Source organism: Paraburkholderia caballeronis, assembly GCF_900104845.1.
Classification (GTDB): Bacteria; Pseudomonadota; Gammaproteobacteria; order Burkholderiales; family Burkholderiaceae; genus Paraburkholderia; species Paraburkholderia caballeronis.
The window spans coordinates 1,187,883-1,210,127 of the sequence record NZ_FNSR01000001.1; the positions used below are offsets into that span (position 1 = coordinate 1,187,883).

Here is a 22,245-nt window from a genome sequence, read left to right on the forward strand (position 1 = left end):
CGACGAGGGGGCGAAATGAAAACGGCGTTGATCGTGGGCGCGTCGCGCGGCATCGGCCGCGAGTTCGTGCGGCAGTATCTGAAGGCCGGCTGGCGCGTGCTCGCGACCGCGCGCAGCGACGACGCGCTTGCCGCGCTGCGCGAAATGGGCGTCGCCGAACCGTACCGGCTCGACATCACGCGGCCCGAGGACATCGCGGCGCTCGGCCGGCGGCTCGACGGCGCGGCGCTCGATATCGCGCTGATCGTGTCGGGCGTCTACGGCCCGTGCACCGGCGGTGTCGAGGCCGTCACCAGCGAGGACTTCGCGCAGGTGATGAACGCGAACGTGCGCGGCCCGATGCAGTTGATCCCGACGCTGCTGCCGCTCGTCGAGGACGCGAACGGCGTGCTCGGCGTGCTGTCGAGCCGGATGGGCAGCATCGCGCAGACGACCGGCACGACCGGCTGGCTGTATCGCGCGAGCAAGGCCGCGCTGAACAGCGTGCTGAAGATCACGTCGATGCAGACCCGGCGCGCGACCTGCGTGTCGCTGCATCCGGGCTGGGTCCGCACCGACATGGGCGGCGCGCAGGCGGCGGTCGAGCCGTCGGTCAGCGTTGCCGGCCTGCGCGACGTGCTCGCGCAGGCGGCGGCCGCGCGCGACGTGTTCAACGGGCGCTTCTTCCAGTACGACGGCACCGAACTCGACTGGTAAGAAGGCGCTTACAAACCCGGCGGGGCGCGGCGCGATGCCGTCGCCCCGCGATTTTTTTTGCTTCGAATTCCATGAACGCTGAATTCGCGCGCGCGTCGCGCCCGACCGATTGCCCGTGCGGCGGCGCCGCGCCGAACCGCGCGTCCGGCGCGAAGCCGCCGCGTTATGCGGACTGTTGCGGCCGCTTCATCGACGGCGGTGATGGCGGCGATGCGCCCGCGACCGCGCTCGAACTGATGCGCTCGCGCTACACCGCGTACGTGCTCGGCGACACCGGGTATCTGCGCGCGACGTGGGCGGCCCACACGTGTCCGGCGGACCTCGACGCCGATCCGGCCGCGCCCGGCGCGCCGCGCTGGCTCGGGCTCGCGATCCGCCGCCACGACGTGCTCGACGCAACCCATGCGGAAGTCGAGTTCGTCGCGCGCTACAAGACCGGCGGCCGCGCGTTCCGGTTGCACGAGTCGAGCCGCTTCACGCGTGGAGACGATGGCCGCTGGCGCTACGTGGACGGCGACATCCACGAGAACTGACGCGATCGCGCCGACGCCGGCCGCGATCGCGGCGCGCGCGTTGGCGTCGCGGAACGCGGCCACGCAGCCGCAATCCGCACGACTGTTGGCGTCGCGCGACAGCACTTTTTTCCGGTCCGCCGCGAAGCCCGATCCGGCCTTGCCACGCGCCGCATTCGACGGCGCTGGCATGCGTTATGCCGGGTAACTCCTTAATTGCACAAATTGAATTTGTCGTGCGACGATGCCTCAACGGTACTCGCCGGCTGCGTGTAAACGGGCAGTAAGACATGCAGCCAGCGAAGCGGGTTCGACCTGCCGGCCAGCGATGGCGGCGGGTGCGGACGCGGTGCCGGCGGCTCGTCCGCGTCTGCGGACCGACGCCGCGCAGTTTCGGCCGGTTTCCTTCTCCCGTAACGGGTTCGACTGGCGTACACGTTGCCGCGTGCGCCCGGGTGTTTTGTTGTGTCGAAAGAGAAGGGCTCCGGATAATTACGAGCAGCGGTCCCGGCAGGGCGGGTGTGGCGAATGGCGTTCAGGAAGCTTCTTTCCGGATGGATGACGGCAGGTGCGATCTGCCTGCTGCCGGCCGCGCACGCGGCCGCGGCCTCAGCCGATTCGCAGCAGCAGGCTTCCGGCGCCGGCCCGGCGGCGCAGCGCGCAGCCGTTTCCGTCGCCGATCAGAGCGGCCCGCTCGGCAGCGCGCGGGTGCCGCGTCTCGCGCTCGACGACGCATGGTTGCCGACCGTCCGCGCGGACATGAACGAGCAGATCATCCGCATCCCGGTCGACGCGTCCGGCGACGTGACGCTCGAAACCACCGTCTATCGCCCGAACGGCCCGGGGCCGTTCCCGATGGTCGTGTTCAACCACGGCAAGATGCCCGGCGATCCGCGCAACCAGGAGCGCAGCGATCCGATGTCGTTCGCGCGCGAGTTCGTGCGTCACGGCTACGTGGTCGTCGCGCCGAACCGCCGCGGGTTCGCGGAGTCGGGCGGCAGCTACGAGCAGGACGGCTGCGACGTGACGCGCAACGGACTCGGCCAGGCGCTCGACGTCGCGGCGACCGTCGATTACATGTCGAAGCAGCCGTACGTGGACGCGCAGCACATCGCGGTCGCGGGCACGTCGCACGGCGGCCTCGCGACGATGGCCTACGGCACCGAAGCCGCGCACGGCGTGCGCGCGCTGATCAACTTCTCCGGCGGTCTGCGTCAGGACGCGTGCGACGGCTGGCAGGACAACCTGTCCGCCGCGTTCGGCGCGTATGGCGAGAAGGGCCGCGTGCCGTCGCTGTGGCTCTACGGCGACAACGATTCGGTGTGGTCGGCGGCGCTGATTACGCGGTTGTTCGCCGCGTATCGCGACGCGCAGCCCGCGCAGGCGTCGAGCGTCCCCGCGAAGCTCGTCGATTTCGGCTCGTACAAGAACGACGCGCACCGGCTCGTCGGCGATCGCGACGGCGTGCAGATCTGGTGGCCGCTCGTCGAGTCGTTCCTCGCGCACGAGGGCATGCCGACCGCCGTTCAATATCGCGTCGCGGATCCGGCCGCGCCGCGCGCGACCGACTTCGCGTCGATCGACTCGGTCACCGCGGTTCCCTATCTGGACCAGGCTGGCCGCGACGGTTATCGCAACTTCCTGAAGCAGTACCCGACCCGCGCGTTCGCGGTGTCCGATTCGGGCGCGTGGTCGTGGGCCGAAGGCGGCGACAACCCGATGGCGGTCGCGATCTCGAACTGCGAGAAGCGCAGCGACGATCCGTGCCGGCTGTACGCGGTCAACGACAAGGTGGTCTGGAACGACCAGACGGCCACCGCGCAGAACGGCAACAGCGGCAACAACGACGGCGGCGACGACGTTCGGCATTCGCTCGCGAGCCGGTAGCGGCTGCACACAAGTCCGCAGCAGCGGATGGCGGCGTGACGTCGCCGAACGCCGGCGTTTTGGCGCGATCCTGAACGTCGTCGGCGCGCGTCGCCTGCCGGCGCGGGTGATGCCGGTTTCTTCCTGATTTCTCTCCTGTTTTCCCCGGCGGCGGCGGTGCGGCGCGTGCATCGGCGCGCTGCCCTGCGGCTGTCCGTGGCGGCTTCGAACGCTGTCGATCCGTCGAAAATCCTCCCTCCTTTCCGCGATTTTCACCTTTCCCGTGCGGATCGGCCGAGCGCTTCCGGCCGCCCGAACCCTGCCGAACCTCACGGCTCCCCAAGATTTTTTGCATAAGCGCGGTTCACTCTGCCGTCGTCATCTGCGTCGATTTCGGGCGTTCGTTCGGGAACCGTCGCGTGCTGCGCCGAACGGCCATGAACTTCGCTTCACCCCTGTTCAAACCGGTGTTTTCGTGCTAGTGCATTGCGGCCGCGAACGCGCTAATCTCGGGGCCGCTGTCGTTTCTGGAGTCGTCTTGAACATCGTCTCGAACCCATCGGCCACCGAAGACTGGATCGCCCGCAGCCTGCGCGCGGTGTGGCATCCGTGCACGCAGATGAAGCATCACGAGCGCCTGCCGCTCGTCGCCGTCGCGCGCGGCGACGGCCCGTGGCTGTACGACCGCGACGGACGGCGTTATCTGGACGCGATCAGTTCGTGGTGGGTGAACCTGTTCGGCCACGCGAACCCGTCGATCAACGCCGCGCTGAAAACCCAGCTCGATACGCTCGAACACGTGATGCTCGCCGGCTGCACGCACGAGCCCGCCGTCGAACTGGCCGAACGGCTGTCCGCGCTGACCGGCCACACGCTCGGCCATGCGTTCTTCGCGTCGGACGGCGCGTCGGCGGTCGAGATCGCGCTGAAGATGAGCTTCCATTCATGGCGCAATCGCGGCGAGGCCGGCAAGCGCGAGTTCGTCTGCGTCGCGAACAGCTATCACGGCGAGACGATCGGCGCGCTCGGCGTGACCGACGTCGCGCTGTTCAAGGATGCGTACGACCCGCTGCTGCATCACGCGCACGTGGTCGCGTCGCCGGACGCGCGGCTCGCGCAGGCAGGCGAGCGCGCGGCGGACGTCGCGCGCCGCGCGCTCGCGGACGTCGAGAAGCTGTTCGACGCGCGCGGCGCGCAGATCGCCGCGCTGATCGTCGAGCCGCTCGTGCAGTGCGCGGCTGGCATGGCGATGCACGATCCGTCGTATCTCGCGGGGCTGCGCGCGTTGTGCGACCGTTATCGCGTGCATCTGATCGCGGACGAGATCGCGGTCGGCTGCGGCCGCACCGGCACGTTCTTCGCGTGCGAGCAGGCGGATATCTGGCCGGACCTGCTGTGTCTGTCGAAGGGCATCAGCGGCGGATATCTGCCGCTGTCGATCGTGCTGTCGCGCGACGCGATCTTCGACGCGTTCTACGACGACGACACCGCGCGCGGTTTCCTGCATTCGCATTCGTACACCGGCAATCCGCTCGCGTGCCGCGCGGCGCTCGCGACGCTCGACCTGTTCGAGCGCGACGACGTGCTCGCGCAGAACGCGCGCAAGTCCGCGCAACTGCGCGACGCGCTCGCGCCGCTCGCCGCGCACCCGCGCGTGAGCAACCTGCGCGAGCGCGGCACGATCGTCGCGTTCGATGCGGTGATCGACGACGCGTTGCAAGCGCGCACGTTCTCGCGCCGCTTCTTCGAGAACGCGCTACAGCGCGAACTGCTGCTGCGGCCGATCGGCACGACCGTCTACCTGATGCCGCCGTACATACTCGATGCGGATACGCAGACGCTGCTGGCCGAACGCACGCTCGAAACGTTCGAAGCGACCCTGGCGGAGGACCGGTGATGCAACTGCTCGACATGCTGGAAGAAGGCCTGCGCGACATCGACGCGCGCGGGCTGCGCCGCCGCCGCCGCACCATCGACACGCCATGCGACGCGCACATGCGGGTGGACGGCCGTGACACGATCGGCTTCGCGAGCAACGACTACCTCGGGCTCGCGTCGCATCCGCGCCTCGTCGCGGCGCTCGCGGAAGGCGCACAGCGTTATGGCGCGGGCAGCGGTGGGTCGCATCTGCTCGGCGGCCACTCGCGCGCGCACGCGCAACTCGAAGACGATCTCGCGGAGTTCGCGGGCGGTTTCGTCGATGCGCCGCGCGCGCTGTATTTCAGCACCGGCTACATGGCGAATCTCGCGGTGCTGACCGCGCTCGCCGGACGCGGCACGACGCTGTTCTCCGACGCGCTGAACCACGCGTCGCTGATCGACGGCGCGCGGCTGTCGCGCGCGGACATCCAGGTTTATCCGCACGCGGACGTCGACGCGCTGTCCGCGATGCTCGACGCGTCCGATTCGGCGGTGAAGCTGATCGTCAGCGACACCGTGTTCAGCATGGACGGCGACGTCGCGCCGCTCGCGCGCCTCGTTGAACTCGCGGAGCGGCACGGCGCGTGGCTCGTCGTCGACGACGCGCACGGCTTCGGCGTGCTCGGCCCAGAGGGGCGCGGCGCGCTTGCGCAGGCCGCGCTGCGCTCGCCGAACCTCGTGCTGGTCGGCACGCTCGGCAAGGCGGCCGGCGTGTCGGGCGCGTTCGTCGCCGCGCATGCGACCGTCGTCGAATGGCTCGTGCAGCGCGCGCGGCCGTATATCTTCACGACCGCGTCGTCGCCGGCGGTCGCGCATGCGGTGTCCGCGAGCGTGAAGCTGATCGCGGGCGACGAGGGCGACGCGCGACGCGCGCATCTGCAAACGCTGATCGGGCGCACGCGCACGATGCTGAAGGAGACCTGCTGGCTGCCGGTCGATTCGCACACGGCGGTGCAGCCGCTCGTGATCGGCGCCAACGACGCGACGCTCGCGATCGCCGCCGCGCTGGAGCGCGACGGCCTGTGGGTGCCGGCGATCCGTCCGCCGACGGTGCCGGAAGGCACGTCGCGGCTGCGCATCTCGCTGTCGGCTGCGCACTCGCACGCGGACCTCGACCGCCTGCACGCCGCGTTGCAGCGCGCGAGCGCCGACGCGCAACGCGAGGGCGCACGATGAGCGCGCCGCTTTCGCTGTTCGTCACCGGCACCGATACGGAGATCGGCAAGACGTTCGTCAGCGCGGCGCTGCTGCGCGGCTTCGCGCGCGCCGGGCTGCGCGCGGCCGGCATGAAGCCGATTGCGGCCGGCGCGTTCGAGCGCGACGGCGAGTGGCACAACGAGGACGCCGATCAACTGGACGCCGCCGCGGGCGTGTTACTGCCCGCCGCGATCCGCACGCCGTATCTGCTGAAGGAGCCGGCCGCGCCGCACATCGCGGCCGCGCTGGAGCACGTGACGCTCGACGTCGCGCACATCGTCGCGTGCCATCGCGATGCGCTCGCGCGCGCGGACGTTGTCGTCGTCGAAGGCGTCGGCGGCTTTCGCGTGCCGCTGACCGCGACGCACGACACCGCCGATCTCGCGGGCGCGCTCGATCTGCCGGTCGTGCTCGTCGTCGGGATGCGGCTCGGCTGCATCAGCCACGCGTTGCTGACCGCGGAATCGATCGCCGCGCGCGGGCTGCATATCGCGGGCTGGGTCGCGAACCGGATCGACCCGGCGATGACGTTCGCCGACGAGAACGTCGAAACGTTGCGCGAACGGCTCGCCGCGCATCACGACGCGCCGCTCGTCGGCATCGTGCCGCATCTGCGCGGCGCGAGCGCCGATGCGGCTGCCGCGCATCTGGACATCGACCTGCTGCTGACGCGCCTGCGCGGCGGCCCGGCGGTCCGGGCCGCGTAACGCGCGCCGGACCTCGACTGCATTCACGAATATTCAATCTAACGAAGGACCCACGACATGACTCAAGCCCACATCCAGCCCGCCGCCGCGGCCCAGACCGCGCCGCAGACGCCGGCCGCCGCCGCGCCGCGCTGGCGCGTCGCCGACGTCGTCGCGCTGTACGACCTGCCGTTCAACGATCTGCTGTTCCGCGCGCAGCAGGCGCATCGCGAGCACTTCGACGCGAACGCGGTGCAGCTGTCGACGCTGCTGTCGATCAAGACCGGCGGCTGCGAGGAGGACTGCGCGTATTGCCCGCAGTCCGCGCATCACGACACGGGCCTCGACGCGAGCAAGCTGATGGACGTCGAGGACGTGCTGTCGGCCGCGCGCGTCGCGAAGGAGAACGGTGCGACGCGCTTCTGCATGGGCGCCGCGTGGCGCAACCCGAAGGACCGTCACCTGGAGCCGATCAAGGACATGATCCGCGGCGTGAAGGCGATGGGCCTCGAAACCTGCGTGACGCTCGGGATGCTCGAACCGCACCAGGCGCAGTCGCTCGCGGACGCGGGCCTCGACTACTACAACCACAACCTCGACACGTCGCCGGAGTTCTACGGCCAGATCATCTCGACGCGCACCTACCAGGACCGCCTCGACACGCTGGAGCGCGTGCGCGACGCGGGCATCAACGTGTGCTGCGGCGGGATCGTCGGGATGGGCGAGTCGCGCCGCGAGCGCGCGGGGCTGATCGCGCAGCTCGCGAACATGGACCCGTACCCGGAGTCGGTGCCGATCAACAACCTCGTGCAGGTGAGCGGCACGCCGCTCGAAGGCACGGACGCGCTCGATCCGTTCGAGTTCGTGCGCACCATCGCGATCGCGCGGATCACGATGCCGCGCGCGATGGTGCGGCTGTCGGCGGGCCGCGAGCAGATGGACGACGCGTTGCAGGCGCTGTGCTTCATGGCCGGCGCGAATTCGATCTTCTATGGCGATCAGTTGCTGACGACCGGCAATCCGCAGGCGGAGGCGGACCGCCGGCTGCTCGCGCGGCTCGGGATTCGCGCGGAAGCCGCGCAGCAGTTGCCGGCCGAGGCGCAGCAGGGCGGTTGCGGGCATTGCGGCGGGTGATGCGTTAGCGGAGGGTTTGCGGCTTTCGGCGGCGTGGGCGCCGCTGGAAACCGCGAAGCCTCGTCTCGTTGAGGAACGAGGCTGGCAACGACGTGCGCGGTGCGGGCGGCGCGTGACGCGCGCTACTGGATAACGGAGCTTCGCGTTCCTGTGCCGCTATGCGGTTGAGTTTCGACGCGTCCATCGCGTCGCCATGCATTGCATGCCGGCAGTTGCGCGGGCAGCGCGATCTCTGTCCTCGAAACCAGGGGATACGGCTGCGGTCAGGCGGTGATCGCGACGCAACGGACCGCAGATGACCCGCGCGTGCTCCGTCGATTCATCATCGCGACAATACGCACGCCTGGATCCGGAGAGCCGAAGCGGCGACCACCAGGCCGCCGCTTTCACCGCTTCAATCAGGCATACGCCGCGCGCCGCCGCCCGGCGATCAGCAGATAACACACACCGCCGACCACCAGCGCCGGCAGCGTCGCGCCGACGTTCGGCAGCCACTGGTTCAGCATGTGATACGCGGCGATCCCGAGCGCCCACGCGAAGAACGCGCCGACGTGCCAACCGCCCGAGAACCCATATGTGCCGCGCAGGTCCGCGAGCGCCGCCGCGTCGATGCGGCGGCGTCGCACGATGAAGTGATCCGCGAGCACGACGCCGAACAGCGGCGCGAACACCGAGCCGATCAGCAGCAGGAAGTTTTCGTAGCGCGCCATCGGCACGACGATGGCGATCAGCGTGCACAGCGCGCCGAACGCCGCCGACAGCCACGGCACGCTGCCGCGCGTCCAGAACGTGCCGGTCGAGACGGCGGCCGAGTGGATGTCCGCGAACGCGTTGTCGATTTCGTCGATCAGCACGAGCAGCAGCGCGAGGCCGCCGCCGGCCTTCGCGAGCGCGGTCGTCAGCAGCGCGTCGCCGCCGCCGGCCGCGAGGCCGTACACCGCGCCGAGCGCATAGAACCACAGGTTCGCGATCCCGTAGCCGAGCAGCGTGCCGCGAAACGTCTCGCCCGCGCGGCGGCCGAAGCGCGTGTAGTCGGCGATCAGCGGCAGCCACGACAGCGGCATCGCGACCACGAGGTCGATTGCGCTGCCGAACGGCATCTCGCCGGTGCCGGGCCGGCGCATCAGCGCGCCGAGATCGTGCTGCGCGAGCAGGCTCCACGTGAGCCACACCGCGCCCGCGAGCAGCAGCCAGATCCCCCACGTACGCAGGAAACGCCGCACGAACGACAGCGGCCCGCTGATCGCGAGCAGCGTCGCCAGCAGCCCGAACAGCAGCGTCCACACGAGCGGCATCGACAGATTGAACGCCTGTTTCGCGAGCGCTTCGGCGGAGTCGCGCATCACGATGATCTCGAACGCGCCCCAGCCGACCAGTTGCACCGCGTTGATGACCGCCGGCACCGACGCGCCGCGCACGCCGAGCGTCGGCCGCAGCGACGACATCGCGGCGAGGCCGGTGTCGGTGCCGATCACGCCCGCGAGCGCGAGCAGCACGACGCCGATCACGCTGCCGATCGCGATCGCGATGAGCGCGTGCGGCAGCGCGAGGCCCGGCACCAGCAGCGCGCCCGCCTGCGCGACGAGCAGCCCGATGCCGAGCGAGAACCACAGCGCGAACGCGTCGCCGGTGCGGAACTCGCGGCGCGCGTCGGGCACCGGCACGAGCGGCGCGTAGGTGGGGCCAGCGTCGCTGGCGAGCGATTCCTGAGTCATCTGGAAAGCGATCCTGTCGTTGTTCGCCGGCCTGGCGGGCCGGCATCGTTGTTGTCCATGGCGGTGGCGTTGCGACGCGCGGTGCGCGGGCGGCAATACGGCCGGTGCGGCGACCGATGCGTGCGCGGCCTTCGAGGCCGTCGCGCGCCGCATCGCGTCCGTGCGGCGCGCGTTGCATACCGGCATGTCCGCTCGCGGTTTCGCGCCCCCGCGTCGCGCGGCCTCTCGAACCGCGCGCGCCGAAAGCCGCATGCGCCGCCGCCGGTCCGTCTCGCGCCGTCGCGCACGCTGTCATAATGCACGATTGCACTGCGGACGACACGCGCCGGCGAACGCCGCGCGGCAGCCTCGCGGGGACGGCCGACACCGGCCGATACCGGTCGTTCCGCCGCCGCGCCACGCCGGAAAGCCGACATTATCGCGAAAACGCCATGTTTGAAGAATCCCAAGCCAACGTCCCGCTCGCCGAGCGCCTGCGGCCGCGCTCGATCGACGAGGTGATCGGGCAGAAGCATCTGCTCGGCCCGAACAAGCCGCTGCGCGTCGCGTTCGAGTCCGGCGAGGCGCATTCGATGATCCTCTGGGGGCCGCCCGGCGTCGGCAAGACGACGCTCGCGCGGCTGATGGCCGCCGCGTTCCATGCGGAGTTCATCGCGCTGTCGGCGGTGCTGTCCGGCGTGAAGGACATCCGCGAGGCGGTCGAGACCGCGCAGGTGCATCGCGCCCACGGGCGGCAGACGCTCGTGTTCGTCGACGAAGTTCATCGCTTCAACAAGAGCCAGCAGGACGCCTTCCTGCCGCACGTCGAATCGGGCCTGTTCGTGTTCGTCGGCGCGACCACCGAGAATCCGTCGTTCGAGGTGAACAGCGCGTTGCTGTCGCGCGCGGCCGTGTACGTGCTGAAGAGCCTCGACGACGACGAGCAGCGCGAACTGCTGGAGCGCGCGAGCCGCGAACTCGGCGGCCTCACGTTCACCGACGATGCGCGCGCGGCGCTGATCGGCTCCGCCGACGGCGACGGCCGCAAGCTGCTGAACAACCTGGAGATCGTCGCGCGCGCGGCCGCGCGGCAGAAGCAGACCGGGATCGACGCGGCGCTGCTCGGCAGCGCGCTCGCGGAGAACCTGCGCCGCTTCGACAAGGGCGGCGATGCGTTCTACGACCAGATCAGCGCGCTGCACAAGTCGGTGCGCGGCAGCAATCCGGACGGCGCGCTGTACTGGTTCTGCCGGATGCTCGACGGCGGCGCGGACCCGCGTTATCTCGCGCGGCGCATCGTGCGGATGGCATGGGAGGACATCGGCCTCGCGGACCCGCGCGCGGCGCGCATCACCCTCGACGCGGCCGAGACGTACGAGCGCCTCGGCTCGCCGGAAGGGGAGCTGGCGCTCGCGCAGGCGCTGATCTATCTCGCGGTCGCGCCGAAGTCGAACGCCGGCTACATGGCATACAACGAGGCGCGGCGCTTCGTCAGCAAGGACCAGTCGCGCGCGGTGCCGATCCATCTGCGCAACGCGCCGACCAGGTTGATGAAGGAACTCGGCTACGGCCACGAGTACCGCTATGCGCACGACGAACCGGACGCGTATGCGGCCGGCGAGACCTATCTGCCCGACGGCATGCGCGATCCGCGGTGGTACGCGCCGACCCCGCGCGGGCTCGAAGGCAAGATCCGCGAGAAGCTCGCGCGGCTCGCGGAACTTGATGAAACGTGGCGCGACGAGCACGACGAAAGCAGCGGCGGCAAGAATCGCCGCGGCTGACGACGGCGGCTGACGACGGCACCCCGCGTCCGGCGGTCGTCGTGTCGTGCGGCGGCGGCACATGCCCGGCGGCCGCGCGACGCCGGTGCGCTAAAATCCCGGTTTCACACAACGAACCAGCTTCTCCACACCCATGCTCGACATCCAGCTGCTGCGCAAAGACCTCGACGGCGTCGCGAAGCGACTCGCCGACCGCGGCTACACCCTCGACGTGGCCGCGTTTTCCGCACTCGAAGCGGAACGCCGCGCGATCCAGACCCGCACCGAAGAACTGCAGTCGCGCCGCAACAGCCTGTCGAAGCAGATCGGCGCGATGAAGGGGCGGGGCGAGGACACGTCGGCGGTGATGGCGGAAGTCGGCGGCATCGGCGACGAGATGAAGACGTCGGCCGCGAAGCTCGACGAGATCCAGACGCGCCTGTCGGACCTGATGCTCGGCGTGCCGAACCTGCCGCACGACAGCGTGCCGGTCGGCCGCGACGAGCGCGACAACGTCGAGGTGCGCCGCTGGGGCACGCCGCGCGCGTTCGACTTCGAGGTGAAGGATCACGTCGACGTCGGCACGCCGCTCGGCCTCGACTTCGAGACCGGCGCGAAGCTCGCCGGCGCGCGCTTCACGATGCTGCGCGGGCAGATCGCGCGGCTGCACCGCGCGCTCGCGCAGTTCATGATCGACACGCACACGCAGCAGCACGGCTACACCGAGGTCTATACGCCGTACATCGTGAACCCGGAGATCCTGTACGGGACCGGCCAGCTGCCGAAGTTCGCGGACGACATGTTCCGCGTCGAGAAGGGCGGCGGCGAGAACGTCGTCACGCAGTACCTGATCTCGACGTCCGAGATTTCGCTGACGAATACCGTGCGCGAGAGCATCGTCGACGGCGCTGCGCTGCCGGTCCGGCTGACCGCGCATTCGCCGTGCTTCCGCTCGGAGGCGGGTTCGTATGGCCGCGACACGCGCGGGATGATCCGCCAGCACCAGTTCGACAAGGTCGAGATGGTGCAGATCGTGGCGCCGGAGACGTCGTACGACACGCTCGAACAGATGGTCGTGCACGCGGAGACCATCCTGCAGAAGCTGGGGCTGCCGTATCGCGTGATTACGCTGTGCACCGGCGACATGGGTTTTTCCGCGTCGAAGACGTACGACCTCGAAGTGTGGCTGCCCGCGCAGAACACATATCGCGAGATTTCGAGCTGCTCGAACACCGAGGCGTTCCAGGCGCGCCGGATGCAGGCGCGCTACCGCAACGCGCAGGGCAAGACGGAACACGTGCATACGCTGAACGGCTCGGGCCTCGCGGTTGGGCGCACGCTTGTCGCGGTGCTGGAGAACTATCAGAACGCGGACGGTACGGTGACGGTGCCTGATGCGCTGCGTCCGTACATGGGCGGCGTGGCGCGGCTGGAAGCGGCGGCCGGCTGATCGTCCGGTTCACGAAAATTCTTTGCAACAGGGCTTGGATTCTCTTTTCAAGTATCCTATAATCTTCGCTTCGCCAGCCAGCGACCAGTTGGCGAAGCGGTAGCGGAAGGGTTTTTCCGACGCTGCCGGCAGTAAAAAGCAGTACCCCGGAGAGGTGGCAGAGTGGTCGAATGTACCTGACTCGAAATCAGGCGTACGGTTTCCCCGTACCGTGGGTTCGAATCCCACCCTCTCCGCCAGATTAAAAAAAGCCCTGCAAGTCAATGACTTGCAGGGCTTTTTGCTTTTCGGGTGGTAGCGGGTCGGGCAGCAGTCATGCTTGCGGTAGGTCCCGCCCCGGCTCGGGCTTCCGTATCCCGGACCGCACCAGCGCGCCGCCAACCTCGCCACGCGCCGGCCCCGCCAGCCAACTCACCCCTGCTGCAACCTGAACATCCCCACCACCTCGTGCATCCGCGACGCCTGTTCCTTCAGCGCCTGCGCGGCCGCCGCCGCTTCCTCGACCAGCGCCGCGTTCTGCTGCGTGACCTCGTCCATCTGCGTAACCGCCTTGTTCACCTGATCGATGCCCTCGCTCTGCTGACCCGACGCCGCCGCGATCTCGTCCATGATCGCGGTCACGCGCTGCACCGCGTCGTTGATCTGCGTCATCGTCGCGCCCGCGCGGCCGACCAGTTCGGTGCCGTTGCTGACCCGCTCGACCGACGCGCCGATCAGCGACTTGATCTCCTTCGCCGCCGCCGCGCTGCGCTGCGCGAGCGAGCGCACCTCGCCCGCGACGACCGCGAAGCCGCGTCCTTCCTCGCCGGCGCGCGCGGCTTCGACGGCCGCGTTCAGCGCAAGGATGTTGGTCTGGAACGCGATTCCTTCGATCACGCCGATGATGTCCGCGATCTGCTTCGAGCTGGCGCTGATCTCGCCCATCGTCGACACGACCTCGGCCACCACCTCGCGCCCCTGGCTCGCGACGCCATACGCGTTGTTCGCGAGTTCGGCCGCCTGGCGTGCGTGCTCGGCGTTCTGGTGCACGGTCGTCGTCAACTCGGCCATGCTCGCGGCGGTTTCTTCGAGCGAGGCGGCCTGCGCCTCGGTGCGCTGCGACAGGTTCGAGTTGCCGGCCGAAATCTCGGTCGTCGCGGTCGCAATCGATTGCGCGCCGTCGCGCACCGACACCATCGCGTCGGTCAGGCGCGTCTGCATCGCGCCCAGGCCCTCCATCAACTGGCCCATTTCGTCGCGCGAGCGGACCTCGACCCGATGGCTCAGGTCGCCGTCCGCGATGCGGCGGAAGTGCGACAGCGCCTCGTCGAGCAGCCCGACAATCGAGCGGCGCAGCGTGTACCACGCGAACGCGGCCATCAACAGGCCGACCGCGAGGCCGATCGCCGCGAGCCACAGGATCAGCCGGAAGCGTTTTTGCGCGGCGTCGTAAAGCTGCTGCGCCTGGGTCGCCTGCAGCTTTTCGAGCGCGGCCGTGCGGTCGGTGACTTCGTTGAACGGCCCGGTCAGGCGGTTCGAGATCAGGTCGGCGAGCGCCGCGTTGTCGTGATCCTCGATCGCCTTGAACGTCGCCGCGACCGGCCCGGCCATCACCGCGTCGCGCTTCGTCTCGACCTCGTCCGCGAGCCGCCGCTCGTCGCCTTCCGCGGGCAGCGCGCGGTACGTCTTCCACGCCTTGTCCGCGATCTCGAACTGCTCGCGCGCGTGCTGCACGAGGTCGGCCGCGTCGGGGCGCGACGGCAGCGCGGCGATGCGGTCGAGCACGAGCCGGCCGCGCGCATAGAAGAAATCGACCTTGCCTAGCGCGGTCGACGATGCGAGCTGGTCCGTGTACATCTCTTTCTGGTCGGCGTTGCTCAATGCGATGCCGGTCACGCCGAGCGCCGCGCCGACGATGAGCATGAGGCCCAGCAGGCCCATCACGAGCGCGAGCCGGGTACGAATGGTGAGATTTCTGAGCATGGAATTTCGCGTCGAAAAACAGGAAGCAGGGATGTGGCGAACCACAAGTCATCCGGGTTTACGGCCGCGCGGCTCGAATTTTGAAGGGTTAGGGACACGCGGTTACCAGGAAACCCGCGTTTGAAAGCGGCTAGTCGGCCGGGGGAATGGGAGATGGAAGGTGGCGGCGCGACCTTGGTGCGACCCTGGTGCGACGAAGCCGCGCCTGTCGTCGCCGCCGCTGGGTGCGCCGGTTGGCCCGAAGGCGGCGGCAGGTCCGCGTCGCGGGCACCCGCTGCCGGGCACCCGCCGCCGGTCGCCCGCAGCCGTTCAGCGGGCTGCGACCTTCGGCCCGCCGGCGGTCGCCGAATAACCGTCGTTCAGCGTCTTCATGAACGCGATCACGTCGCGGATCTCCGCTTCGTTCAGCGCCGGTTTCGAGCCGGCGCCGCGATCGAACGGCGCGTCGACGTGATCGATGTTGTCGCGATACGCGGGCGGCAGGTCGTCGTACTGGTCGATCCGGCCGTCCGCGCGCTTCGGATACCACTTCTGCGGCGCGATGTCCCGCTCGACGTAGAAGTGCATCACGTCTTCGAGCGTATGGAACCGGCCGTTGTGGAAGAACACCGAGCGCGCCGCCGCGTTGCGCAGCGTCGGCGACTTGAACAGCCCGCAGAAGTCGGTTTCGTTCGTGAGGTCGCGCCGGTACGGCCCGCACAGGCCGAGGTCGAAATACTTCGGATCGTGCGTCGCCGGCACTTCCGGGTTGCGCGGTACGCCGAGCGACGCGTACGAGAAGTCCGCGAACTGCGCGGGGCGGCCGCCCGGCCCCGGCGTATCGATATGGCATTTCGCGCAGTTGCCCTTGTTCGGGTCGTTGAACAGCGCGTAACCGCGCAGTTCCTGCGCGGTGAAGTCCGCGTGGCCGGACATCACCGCGTCGAACTTGCTGGTGTACGGATGGAAACTCTCGTCCTCGGTCTCGAACGCTTCGAGCGCGTTGCCGATCCGGTCGAACGCCTGCTTCGGGTTCGCGAAGATCTCCGCGCCGAACACCTGGCGGAACGTGTCCGCATACGGGCCGCGCGCGAGCTTCGCGACGACGGCCGACGGGTCGGTGTTCGCCATCTCGTTCGGGTCGAGCATCGGCCGCGCGGCCTGCTCGTGCAGCGACGCCATCGAGCCGTCGCGCATGAAGCCGCCGGTCGGGCCTTCGTCCTGGGTGTCCTCGGACGCCGGGTTGTAGAAGTGGCGCGTGAAGAGCGGCGTGAACGTCAGGTAGCGCAGCGACGGCACCGTGCGCGTGCCGGGCCGGTGCAGGTCCGGACCGCCCAACTGCACCGCGAGGCCGTTCGGCGGCCCGTATGCGTGGTCGGGGCTGTGGCAGCTCGCGCAGGACATCTTGCCGGACGCGGACAGCGACGGGTCGAAGAAGATCTGCTTGCCGAGCATCGCCTCGGCGCTCAGCTTCGCCGGCACGGCCGGGTAGCGTATCCAGCGCTGCAGCGGCTTGCCGCCCGAGACTACCGGCGCGACTGCGGGCGGGTGGGGGTGCGCGCCGTTTGCCGCGGCGAACGCCGCGCCGGGCTGCGCGGCCTTCAGCGGCGCGGTTGCCGCCGCCGCGGCCAGCGCGGCCGCCAGGGCGATGCCGGTCCATCTGCTGGCCGGCCTGAAACCGTCTCGAATCATGTGGGCTGCTTCGTGTTGCATTGAAAATGGCGGAGCCGCGCTCCGCCATCGATCGGGGCGCCGCGTCGTGCCACGCACGCGGCGCCCGTCGTTGCCGCCGGTGCGGTCAGAAGCTGAACATCGGCATCAGGTCGCCGATCGCGGTGCTGTTCGCCGGCAGATACGCGTTCTGCTGCGACGCGACCGGGTTCGGCAGGCGGTCGCGGCTGCGCTTCGACAGCGGCGGCAGACGCCAGTTGCGCTCGATGAATTTCAGCACCGACGCGTGATCGTAGTACGTGTGATCGACCATCCCGGTGCGCGCATACGGCGACACGACGAGCATCGGAATGCGCGGGCCGTCGCCGAAGAAGTCGAGGTTCTGGATCGGGCCGGTGTCGAAGTGGCCGCCGCCTTCATCGGTCGTCACGAGGATCGCGGTGTTCGCCCACAGCGCCGGGTTCGCCTGCACTTCGCCGACCACGTGCTGGAGGAACGCTTCGAGCGTCGCGGGCGCCGAGTAGCCGGGGTGGCCGCTGTCGAGGTTCTTCGGCACGACATACGACACGGACGGCAGCGTGCCGCCGGTGATGTCCCGGTCGAGCGACGTCAGGTCGTTCAGGTTCGCGTTCAGCGCCGGGTTCGTGATGACGTTCGTCGATGCGACGAGCGGATCGCCGATGTTGTTGTACTGCGCGGCCTGCGCCTCGCCGACCGCGGCCGCCTGCGGCAGCGTCACGCCGGCCTGCGCGGCCAGCGCCGTCAGCAGCGCGGCTTCGGCGGTCACGTCGGCCGCGTCGCGCGCGCCGGTGTACCACTTCCACGACACCTTGTGCTGCGCGAGCGATTCGGCGATGGTCGGCACCGTCTGCGGCGGATAGTTGAAGTTGTTCGGGCCGATCGGCGCGGGCGTGCCGTCCGTCTCGTAGCCGGGGTTGTAGTTGTTCACGAGGTAGAACTTGCCCGGCTCGCAGTTGCTCGGCACGTTCTTCGTCGCGAGGTAGCTCAGGATCGTGCCGACGCCCGGCTGCGACGCGTCCGAGCAGTTCACGTACGAACCGCCTTCGTAGCCGTCCTGGGTATAGAAGTTCGGGGTTCCCGACAACGGGTTCGGGTTCTCGATCTGGTTCGCGGGCGGCGTCGCGACCGCGCCGGCGCTGTTGAACCACGGCATGTCGCCGGTCGCGATCTGGAAGAAGTTCATGCCGGTGCCGCCCATCACCGACTGGTGATAGTTGTCGCTGATCGCGAACTGCTGCGCGAGCGACTTGAAGTACGGCGCGTCGCCGGCGGACATGTTCATGAAGCCCATCAGCTCGCCGCCCTGCGCGGGGTTCTGCGGCGTGATCTGCAACTGCGACGAGTCGTCGGACACCGTGTCGCCGCCCTGGCCGACCGTCGTCGCGACCCACGTGAACATGTCGAGCTTCGAGTTGTCGCCGCCGGTCTGCTGCCACATCTGGAAGAAGCGGTGCACGGGGTCGCCGGTGCTCGCGTACAGCGTGATGCCGAACGCGGGCGGGATGTTGTCGGACGTCGCGTACGGCACGTACTTGCTGATCTGGAACGGGCCGTTCGGCAGGTTCGCCGGGAAACGCGCGTCGGGCGTGCCGCCGGCCGTCGTCAGCGTCGTCGGGTTCAGGATGCCGGTCGTCTCCGGCTGCGGCAGCACGGAGAACGGCGACGAGCGCGTCGGGTTGATCGTGTACGCGGTCTGCGTCGCGCCCTGGTTCTGCGCGGCGCGCGAGAAGTTCGGGCCGGGCGAGCCGTCCGCGTTGATGATCCCCTCGGACAACAGGTTCTTCACGGTCTGGCCGGACGGCGGCACGTAACCGCCGAACAGCCCGTCGAACGTCTGGTTCTCGCCGACGATCACGATCACGTGCTGGATCGGCGTGGTCGTCGGGCCGTTGTTCAGCGCGAGCGCGGCCGCGACCGGGCCGGCCTGCAGCGGCGCGGGCATCGCGCCGGTCAGCGGCAACTGCACCGCCTGGTGCGTGCTGCTGTTGCTGCCGCCGGTGCCGACGCCGACGTTGACCGTGTTGGTATGCACGGTGAAGTGCGCGATGTCGAACAGGTTGTCGAGCGGGTTGCTGGAGTTCGCCTCATACGACGCGTTGCCGAACGGGTCGGAGACGGCGTTCGCCGGCACGCCGAACGCGGTGTACAGCGGCTGCAGCACGCCGTTCACGTCGGTGGCCGCCTGCTTGATGCTGGTCGACGAGATTTTCGCGCCGCTGATCTGCGTCGCGGTCGGCGCGCTGGTCAGCACTGCGCCGAACAGCCGCTGCGTGACGATCGTCGTGAGCGGGTTCAGGTTCGCGATCGCCGCGCCCGACGACGCCGGGTCGATCACCGACGACAGCACGGTCGGCGTGCCGTCGGCGTCGGTCACGGGGACCGTCAGCACGAACGGCGCCTTGCCGGTGACGACGACCGAGTAGTGGCCGTTCGAATCGGTGACGGCCGATTGCGCGGCCTTGCCGGTGCTGTCGGTGAGCGTGACCGGCACGCCGACGACCGGGATGCCCTGGGCGGCGACGCCCGAGACGGTGACGGTGGACGACGACGGGTGGTCGTCGGAGCCGCCGCAGCCGGCGAGGCTCAGAAGGGCCGCCGAGCAGGCGAGCGTGAGTGCGCGCAGTTTCATGGTCTTGTCGATGTGCAGGGTGGGGTGATCGAGTTGTCGTTGTCGGGGCGCTCTGCCGCTGTGCGTTTTTGGGGGGCGGAGCCTCGCTGCCGCCCAATACTTGCAGCGCCATATGACACTGATGCGTAACCGGGGCGATGACGGCCTCTAACGGGCGACGATTTGCGCGCGGCGAGGAGCGTGTTGCGTGCGGGCGTCGGCCTGGGGCAACGGTCGGGCGGGGCGGTGACGCCGGTTTGATCGTCTTGCGCGGGGCCTCGCGAGTCGGTCAGCGGGGCGGCACAAGTCTCGTTTCGTCTGATTAATCAAGCTATTGATTCGTAAGAAGTTGTCGGCAGTGGGTCGCCCTCGTGCCGGTTCGCGCGGTGCCCGTCCGGCCGATGTCTTTGCCCGGAGCGCCCAGGTCCGCCCGCGTGCGGCCGCCCCGCCGTGCCATCGCAGCCGCGCGCGTCGGCTGCGTCCCGCGTCGTCGTTCCGGGCCGCACTCTGTACAATCGCTGGATCGACAACTCCGGCGGCGCCCGCTTTTCGCGCCGCCGCGCCATTCCCGTTTTCCGTTTCCAGTCCACGATGGCCATTACCTACAAGTCAGCCGCCGACATCGAGCGTCTGCGCATTTCCGGCCGTCTCGCGGCCGACGTGCTCGCGATGATCGGCGAGCACGTGAAACCCGGCGTCTCGACCGACGAACTCGACGCGATCTGCAACGACTACATCGTCAACACTCAGAAGGCGGTGGCGGCGAACGTCGGCTACCTCGGTTTCCCGAAGACGATCTGCACGTCGGTGAACCAGGTGGTCTGCCACGGCATCCCGAACCGCGCCGAGGTGCTGAAGGACGGCGACATCATCAACATCGACGTCGCGGTAATCAAGGACGGCTACTTCGGCGACACGAGCCGCATGTACTGCGTCGGCACGCCGAGCAGCGTCGGCCGCCAGTTGATCGACACGACCTACGAGGCGATGCTCGCCGGCATCCGCGAGGTGAAGCCCGGCGCGACGCTCGGCGACATCGGCCACGCGATCCAGCGCCGCGCGCAGGCGGACGGCTTTTCGATCGTCCGCGACTACTGCGGCCACGGCATCGGCAAGGTCTATCACGAGGAGCCGCAGGTGCTGCACTTCGGGCAGCCGGGGCAGGGGCTGCGGCTGAAGCCCGGCATGGTGTTCACGATCGAGCCGATGGTGAACGCGGGCCGCGCGGGCACCGCCGTGCTGCGCGACGGCTGGACCGTCGTCACGAAGGACCGCTCGCTGTCGGCGCAGTGGGAGCACATGGTGGCCGTCACCGACGACGGTTACGAACTGCTCACGCCATGGCCCGACGGCACCGGCGACTACGAAGCGCCATGACGCCCGGTGGACGGGCTTGCGGCGGACGCGGCGCGCGCCCGTTTTCGTTAAATAAGGATTTGACTCTCGCGCCGGTTCGGTTAAAGCTACGCGTTAGTGCTTTATTGGGTATATGACTGCATGAGTCCGTCACTGACCGTTCGCCGTATAACCGCCGATCAGGGTGCCGTGCTCCGTCAGCTTCGCACTGCTTCGCTGCGGGACGCGCCCCACGCGTTCGGCGACACCCACGATGGCGCGCTGTCAGACGACCCGGACGTCTTCGACGCCGCGGCGGCGCAGCACGCGGTCTCCCATACCGACACGTCGTTCATCCTGTACACCGAAGGGCATCCTGCCGGCCTCATCAGCGCGTGCTTCGAGAGCGCGGCCGCGCATCGCGCGTTCGTGCAGGCGTTGTGGGTCGCGCCGGCGGTGCGGCATCTGCGCGGCGGCGAGCTGCTCGTGAACACCGCGATCGAATGGCTCGCGAGCGAAGGCGCGACGCTGATCCACGCCTGGGTGCCGGACGCGAACGTCACCGCGATGCGTTTCTACGAGCGGCTCGGTTTCGCCGCGACCGGCGACCATGCGCGCAGCCGGCAGGTGCCGGACCAGTGGGAAACACTGCTGATGCGCGAGGTCCGCGGCCGCGCGGCGCTCGCCTCGGTGCAATAACGTCGCCGGCATTCGCGTCGCGCTACGGTTGCGTCGCGCGTCGATTTCGCGCCGGTCCCGCATCGATTCACCGGTTCATCCGCTGCGGCGCGCGCATCGTCGCGCGCCGCGCGTCCATTCGTCCTCTCCGTGATCGCTCGTTGCCGCCATCAAAAATAATGGCCGGCCGGAGCGACGCCTGTAAAATACGCAAAATTTTTCGCCGAGCACCATGTCGCCCAGGAAATCGCCATATTTTGAACTGAAGAGCGGTTCAGTCGATACGCTACTGTTCGTGGTCAAGACGACCGAGCTGGACGCGATGCGCGTCGAGCTGACCCGACGTTTCGAGGCGACGCCCGAATTTTTCGCCAACGATGTCGTCGCGATCGACGTGCGTCGTCTCGGCGACGGCGAACAGGTGCCGCTCGGCGACATTGCGAAGCTGCTGGAAAGCGTGCGGATGCGTCCGGTCGGCGTCGTCGCGCACCCGGAGCAGCATGGCTGGGCGGCCGAAGCCGGGCTGCCGCTGCTCGAAGCGCGCGACCGCCGCGCGAATGCGAACGCGGCGAAGCCGTCCGCCGAAGAACCCGCGGTGCCGGAAGCAACAAGCGTTGCCGCCGCCGACGCCGCGCAGGCCGACATCTTTTCTTCCGTGGACGCCGATTCCGACGCTGCGGCCGCCGACACGTCCGCGCCGGTCGCGCTCGAAGCCGGCCGTGCGGCGCGCGCCGAACCCGCGCTGATCGTCGATCGCCCGCTGCGCTCGGGGCAGCGGATCTACGCGAAGGGCGACGTCGTCGTGCTCGGGCTCGTGAGCAACGGCGCGGAAGTGATCGCCGAAGGCAACATCCACATCTACGCGCCGCTGCGCGGCCGCGCGCTCGCGGGCGTGCACGGCAATCACGACGCGCGCATCTTCTGCACGTGTCTCGAAGCGGAACTGATCTCGATTGCGGGCATCTACCGTACGACCGAGAACCCGCTGCCGGCCGACGTGCACGGCAAGCCGGTGCAGATCCGCCTCGACGACGACGAAAAGCTGCTTATCGAACCGCTACGGCTTACCTGAA

At 69.0% G+C, this 22,245-nt stretch carries 16 protein-coding genes and 1 tRNA gene; 13 read left to right on the plus strand and 4 right to left on the minus strand.

From position 1 onward, the window contains the following. Positions 1–15: 15 nt before the first annotated feature. The 7 genes from BLV92_RS05275 (at position 16) to bioB (ending at position 8,011) form a co-directional block, all read left to right on the plus strand. Positions 16–696, plus strand: coding sequence for an SDR family oxidoreductase (locus BLV92_RS05275; protein WP_090542902.1), 681 nt, complete (start codon positions 16–18; stop codon positions 694–696). 71 nt (positions 697–767) lie between these two features. After that, positions 768–1,229, plus strand: a complete 462-nt coding sequence (locus tag BLV92_RS05280; protein WP_090542904.1) for a YchJ family protein — start codon at positions 768–770, stop codon at positions 1,227–1,229. A 507-nt stretch (positions 1,230–1,736) separates the two neighbouring features. Further along, entirely contained in the window at positions 1,737–3,095 is a 1,359-nt protein-coding gene (locus BLV92_RS05285; RefSeq protein WP_090542906.1) for a dienelactone hydrolase family protein, read from the plus strand. A gap of 517 nt (positions 3,096–3,612) precedes the next feature. Continuing rightward, positions 3,613–4,971: an adenosylmethionine--8-amino-7-oxononanoate transaminase gene (bioA, locus tag BLV92_RS05290; RefSeq protein ID WP_090542907.1), complete on the plus strand. Its 1,359-nt coding sequence runs from the start codon at positions 3,613–3,615 to the stop codon at positions 4,969–4,971. Next, positions 4,971–6,170: an 8-amino-7-oxononanoate synthase gene (gene bioF, locus BLV92_RS05295; RefSeq protein ID WP_090542909.1), complete on the plus strand. Its 1,200-nt coding sequence runs from the start codon at positions 4,971–4,973 to the stop codon at positions 6,168–6,170. Before bioA ends, bioF begins: the two co-directional genes overlap by 1 nt. Further along, on the plus strand, positions 6,167–6,898 hold the full coding sequence (gene bioD / locus BLV92_RS05300) for a dethiobiotin synthase (protein WP_090542910.1): 732 nt from the start codon (positions 6,167–6,169) through the stop codon (positions 6,896–6,898). The genes bioF and bioD overlap by 4 nt, the downstream gene beginning before the upstream one ends. Positions 6,899–6,955: 57 nt before the next feature. Further along, positions 6,956–8,011 carry a biotin synthase BioB gene (gene bioB / locus BLV92_RS05305; RefSeq protein WP_090542912.1) on the plus strand — a complete coding sequence of 352 codons (1,056 nt, stop codon included), beginning with the start codon at positions 6,956–6,958 and terminating at the stop codon, positions 8,009–8,011. Between the two features lie 398 nt (positions 8,012–8,409). On the opposite strand, the gene cytX is transcribed toward bioB, so the two are convergent. After that, positions 8,410–9,726, minus strand: a complete 1,317-nt coding sequence (gene cytX / locus BLV92_RS05310; RefSeq protein WP_090546843.1) for a putative hydroxymethylpyrimidine transporter CytX — start codon at positions 9,724–9,726, stop codon at positions 8,410–8,412. A gap of 431 nt (positions 9,727–10,157) precedes the next feature. Between cytX and BLV92_RS05315 the strand changes: the two genes are divergently transcribed. From BLV92_RS05315 to BLV92_RS05325, 3 genes are all read left to right on the plus strand, one after another. Then, positions 10,158–11,489: a replication-associated recombination protein A gene (locus tag BLV92_RS05315; protein ID WP_090546845.1), complete on the plus strand. Its 1,332-nt coding sequence runs from the start codon at positions 10,158–10,160 to the stop codon at positions 11,487–11,489. A 133-nt stretch (positions 11,490–11,622) separates the two neighbouring features. Continuing rightward, positions 11,623–12,918 (plus strand): serine--tRNA ligase, encoded by a 1,296-nt coding sequence (gene serS / locus BLV92_RS05320; protein ID WP_090542914.1) that lies wholly within the window; start codon positions 11,623–11,625, stop codon positions 12,916–12,918. 148 nt (positions 12,919–13,066) lie between these two features. Continuing rightward, a tRNA-Ser gene (locus BLV92_RS05325) sits at positions 13,067–13,157 on the plus strand. A 172-nt stretch (positions 13,158–13,329) separates the two neighbouring features. Here the strand turns inward: BLV92_RS05325 and BLV92_RS32860 are convergent. The 3 genes from BLV92_RS32860 to BLV92_RS05340 all read right to left on the minus strand — a co-directional run bounded on the left by BLV92_RS32860 (position 13,330) and on the right by BLV92_RS05340 (position 19,180). After that, positions 13,330–14,880: a methyl-accepting chemotaxis protein gene (locus tag BLV92_RS32860; RefSeq protein WP_090542916.1), complete on the minus strand. Its 1,551-nt coding sequence runs from the start codon at positions 14,878–14,880 to the stop codon at positions 13,330–13,332. A 309-nt stretch (positions 14,881–15,189) separates the two neighbouring features. Beyond that, entirely contained in the window at positions 15,190–16,551 is a 1,362-nt protein-coding gene (locus BLV92_RS05335) for a cytochrome-c peroxidase (protein WP_090542918.1), read from the minus strand. A 106-nt stretch (positions 16,552–16,657) separates the two neighbouring features. After that, a complete protein-coding gene (locus BLV92_RS05340) occupies positions 16,658–19,180 on the minus strand; it encodes an alkaline phosphatase family protein (RefSeq protein ID WP_090542920.1) in 2,523 nt (840 codons plus the stop codon). Between the two features lie 570 nt (positions 19,181–19,750). On the opposite strand from BLV92_RS05340, the gene map reads away from it, so the two are divergent. From map to minC, 3 genes are all read left to right on the plus strand, one after another. Next, the gene (gene map / locus BLV92_RS05345) at positions 19,751–20,536 is read left to right on the plus strand and encodes a type I methionyl aminopeptidase (protein ID WP_090546846.1); all 786 of its coding nucleotides are present in this window, start codon (positions 19,751–19,753) and stop codon (positions 20,534–20,536) included. Positions 20,537–20,656: 120 nt separating this feature from the next. Then, positions 20,657–21,193: a GNAT family N-acetyltransferase gene (locus BLV92_RS05350; protein ID WP_090542922.1), complete on the plus strand. Its 537-nt coding sequence runs from the start codon at positions 20,657–20,659 to the stop codon at positions 21,191–21,193. A gap of 211 nt (positions 21,194–21,404) precedes the next feature. Further along, positions 21,405–22,244 carry a septum site-determining protein MinC gene (gene minC, locus BLV92_RS05355; RefSeq protein WP_090542924.1) on the plus strand — a complete coding sequence of 280 codons (840 nt, stop codon included), beginning with the start codon at positions 21,405–21,407 and terminating at the stop codon, positions 22,242–22,244. Position 22,245: the final 1 nt, after the last annotated feature.